A 4,116-nucleotide genomic window follows, 5' to 3' on the forward strand; every position below is an offset into this window, starting at 1 on the left:
TGATCGAGGCGATCCCACCGGTGCGCGGGCGGGTCGGCCGGCCCCGCCGGCGGCCTGACAGCCTGTACGCCGACCGCGGCTACGACCACGACAAGTACCGGCGCAAGGTCTGGAAGAAGGGCATCAAGCCCGTGATCGCCCGGCGCGGTGCGCCTCACGGCTCGGGGCTGGGCGTCCATCGTTACGTCGTGGAACGCACGATCGGGCTGCTGCACTGGTTCCGCCGCCTGCGTATCCGCTGGGAGATCCGCGACGACATCCACGAGGCGTTCATGACCCTGGCCGCAGCCATCATCTGCTGGCGACGCCTCGTCCGCTGATCATTCTGTTAGAAGCTCTAACTCAAAAGCTGGCCGATCTGCCCGGCATCATCGCCATGATCTGCCGCGAGCTCGTGGACCGGTGCCGCCAGCTCACGACCCGGATCACCAGCCTCGACTCCGAGATCACCGCCAAGATCGCCGAGCTGGCGCCTGCTCTGCTGGCCATCCCCGGCTGCGGCGCCCTCACCGCGGCGAAAATCGTCGGCGAGACCGCCGACATACGCAGATTCCGCTCCCGCCACGCCTGGGCCCGCCACAACGGCACCGCGCCGCTCCCGGTCTGGTCAGGCAACCGAGAACGCCACCGCCTCAGCCGGACCGGCAACCGCCAACTCAACGCCGCACTGCACCGTATTGCGATCACCCAGGCCCACTACCACCCCGACGCCCGCACCTACCTCGCACAACGGCGGACCAACGGCGACACCTCTTCCGAAGCCATCCGAGCCCTCAAACGACGACTATCCGACGTCGTCTACCGAGCCCTCATCACCGACGCCAACCGAACCAACCAACACGACGAACCCCTCGCCGCTTGACATAGGAGCAAGTGGACGTGAAGGCTCCGGCGGCGACTATTCACGACGAGCCCTCGTCGTGTCCCCTGCGCGAGCTACCCCAAGTGACCACCGTGAGGTGACGTCCCGAGCCCGATCAGTTCCGTAGCTTCTCCCTACTGACAGAAGACGAGGGAACATTCGATGATCACGACCGAAACGCACGTGGACGCCGCGGTCGAACTCCGTGACGTGGTCCGGGAATACGGCAGCAAACAGGCACGCGTCCGCGCTCTCGACGGCGTCGGTATCGGTTTCGCGCGGGGCACGTGGACTGCCGTGATGGGACCATCCGGCTCGGGCAAGTCCACGCTCCTGCACTGCGCCGCCGGCCTGGAACGTCCCACCAGCGGCCAGGTGCTGCTCGGCGACCGTGAGCTGACCGTTGCCTCCGAGCGCGAGCTCACCGCGTTGCGGCGTAAGGAAATCGGGTTCGTGTTCCAAAGCTTCAACCTCGTCGGCTCGTTGACCGCCGAGCAGAACGTCGCGTTGCCGCTACGGCTGGCGGGCCGCAAGGTATCCACGAAGGAGGTGCGTGCGATCCTCGGCGAGGTCGGCCTCGGCGAGCGATTGCGGCACCGGCCGCGCGAACTCTCCGGCGGTCAGCAACAGCGCGTCGCGATCGCCCGCGCCATGGTCACGCGGCCCTCGGTGCTGTTCGCCGACGAGCCGACCGGCGCGCTGGACTCCCGCTCCGCGCGCACGGTGCTCGGCCTGCTGCGCTCGCTCGTCGACGACTCCGGGCAGACCATCGTGATGGTCACCCACGACCCCGCGGCGGCGGCCCGCGCCGATTCGGTGCTGTTCCTGTCCGACGGGCGCATCGTCGACCACCTGACCCGTCCGTCGACACGCCAGGTCGCCGACAGGCTCGCCGTACTGGAGGACTGATGCTCAGCCTGTCCGTCGCCACGTTCCGGGAACGCTGGCAGTTGTTCGTCGGGGCGATCATCACCGTGACGCTCGGCGTCGCGCTCGTGCAGTCCTCGCTGCTGATCGTCGTGTCCGCAGGGGACCACGGTGAGGCGATCGCGGTACTCGGGCTGGCGCTCGGGGTCTCGACGTTCCTCGCGATCTTCATCGTCAGTTCCACATTCGCGTTCACCATCGCCCAGCGGCGCCGCGATCTGGCGCTCCTCCGCCTCATCGGCGGCAGCCGCGGGCAGGTGCGACGGCTGCTGCTGTCCGAGGCGCTCCTGCTCGGCGCCCTCGGCACGGTCCTCGGCGTGCCCGTCGGGCTGGTCGCGACGAGCGCGCAGACCTCGCTGCTCGCGAGTCTCGGGTTCCTACCGGATTCGTTCAGCGCCGAATGGCACGGCTGGATCCTCTACGTCTCAGCGGGAATCGGCATCGGTGTCGCGCAGCTGGGGGTGCTCGCCGCCTCACGCCGGGCGTCGCGGGTGCGTCCGCTGGAAGCGCTGCGGGAGACCGGGGCGGCCGCCAAGGTCATGACGCTCTCCCGGTGGTTCGTCGGAATCCTGTTGCTCGCCGTGGCGATCACACTGATGTCGATCTCGACCGCTGTGGACAGCCCCAACGGGGCGATCCCGCTGTCGATCAACTCCACGCTCGCGCTCGCCCTCGGGCTGAGCGCGTTGAGCCCGGTCGTCGTGCCGCTGGTCGGCGGGGTCACCGGAAGCCTCGCGGGCACAACGACGCTCGGCAGGCTCGCGCGGGCGAACATGCGCGACGGCGTCCGCCGCAGCGCGTCCACCGCAGCGCCGCTCCTGATACTGGTCGCGCTCGTGATCGGGCTGGCCGGCACGTTCGACACGCTTTCCGCAGGCGCGCAACGGCAACTGGCCGACGACGTGCACGGTGACCTCGTCGCGGCGGGACCGGTGGCGCCCGGCACACCGGGCGTGGCGAGCGCGTCCACGGAATACACCCTGTCGATTAAGGTCACCACCGTCTCGTACGGCGACGAGGAGACCGACGACGTGGAGGCGCTCGCCATCGACCCGGCCGCCTACCAGCAGGCGCACCGGCAGCGGCTCGTCGCCGGGTCGTACGCCGACCTGCACGGGCTCGCGGTCGCAGCGGCGGGTGGCCATCTCGGCTCCACCGTCCGGATCCGCGTCGGAGGCCGGGAGATCACCCCGCGTGTGGTGGCGGTGTTGCCGCCGAAGCTCAACGGTGGCCCGGAGTACCTGCTGCCGCGCGATCTCGTCCCGCCTGCCGCCCTCGGGCCGGCGCGGTCGATCGTGCGGCTGCAGCCGGGCGCCGACGCGGGCGCCGTGGCCGCCGCACTGCCGCAGCCGGTGTCCACCGTGGACGACTGGATCGCCGAGAATGACAGCGCGCAGGACACCCTCAACGCCGGCGTAATGAAGGTGGTCATGGGGCTGGCCGCGATCTACGCGATGATCGCGGTGGTGAACGCGGTCGTCATCGCCGCGGGGGAACGGCGGCGCGAGTTCGCGGTCGCACGGCTGACCGGGTTCGGCCGGGGACAGGTGATCGCCACCGCGCTGCTCGAATCGTCCGTCGTCACCGTGACCGGCCTCGGGCTCGGCTGGCTCGCGGCGCTGGCCACGCTGATCGGCATCAGCGGGATCGCGGGCACGATGGTGATGCCGTGGGGCATCTTCTGGCTCACCGTCCTCGGAGCGTTCCTGGTCGTCGGCGCGACGAGCGTGTGGACGAGCCTCACCGCGACACGCCCCACGCCGATCTCGCTGGCCGGAACGCGCGAATAACCCACCGACCACCAGGATCGACGACAAGGTATACCGCTGCAGAGTCGTCGATGAGATTCAGCAACGGCGCTGGCGGCGTTCCCGCCGTCCAGGTGCAGCCGACGGTGGCGAACAGAGCCCGCGTGTGTGCTGTGGCTGAAGCACCACGTTCGTAAACGCTCGTTCTCCGAACGCGCCGATAGGGGCGTCCCCCGCCGCTCGGGCGAGGGACGCGGGGTGGCTCGGCTCGGTGAGTGGGCGGGTTGGGCTGTCAGTCGACGACGATGTTGAAGGGGACGCCGAAGAAACCCCCTGCTCCCTTGGTGGTGTAGACCAAGACGTTTCGGGCGGGGTCTCCGCACGAGGTGGAGGAGGTGGCGACGTAGGCGTCGGTGCCGGCGCCGGTCGGGGCCGTAGTGGGTGCACCACTCCTTAGAGCTTCTAACAGAATGATCAGCGGACGAGGCGTCGCCAGCAGATGATGGCTGCGGCCAGGGTCATGAACGCCTCGTGGATGTCGTCGCGGATCTCCCAGCGGATGCGCAGGCGGCGGAACCA

General features: G+C 69.3%; 3 protein-coding genes and 1 pseudogene. All 4 read left to right on the forward strand.

Annotated elements, in window-relative coordinates:
- Positions 1-320: pseudogene (locus NE234_RS43985) on the forward strand (IS5/IS1182 family transposase); the annotation flags it as partial.
- Positions 321-376: 56 nt separating this feature from the next.
- Positions 377-862 (forward strand): transposase, encoded by a 486-nt coding sequence (locus tag NE234_RS43990; protein ID WP_252787131.1) that lies wholly within the window; start codon positions 377-379, stop codon positions 860-862.
- A gap of 162 nt (positions 863-1,024) precedes the next feature.
- Complete coding sequence (locus NE234_RS43995; RefSeq protein WP_252787132.1) at positions 1,025-1,771, forward strand: ABC transporter ATP-binding protein; 747 nt, start codon at positions 1,025-1,027, stop codon at positions 1,769-1,771.
- Positions 1,771-3,579 (forward strand): FtsX-like permease family protein, encoded by a 1,809-nt coding sequence (locus tag NE234_RS44000; RefSeq protein ID WP_252787133.1) that lies wholly within the window; start codon positions 1,771-1,773, stop codon positions 3,577-3,579. The genes NE234_RS43995 and NE234_RS44000 overlap by 1 nt, the downstream gene beginning before the upstream one ends.
- Positions 3,580-4,116: the final 537 nt, after the last annotated feature.

It is taken from the genome of Actinoallomurus rhizosphaericola (assembly GCF_024055675.1).
Lineage (GTDB): Bacteria > Actinomycetota > Actinomycetes > Streptosporangiales > Streptosporangiaceae > Actinoallomurus > Actinoallomurus soli.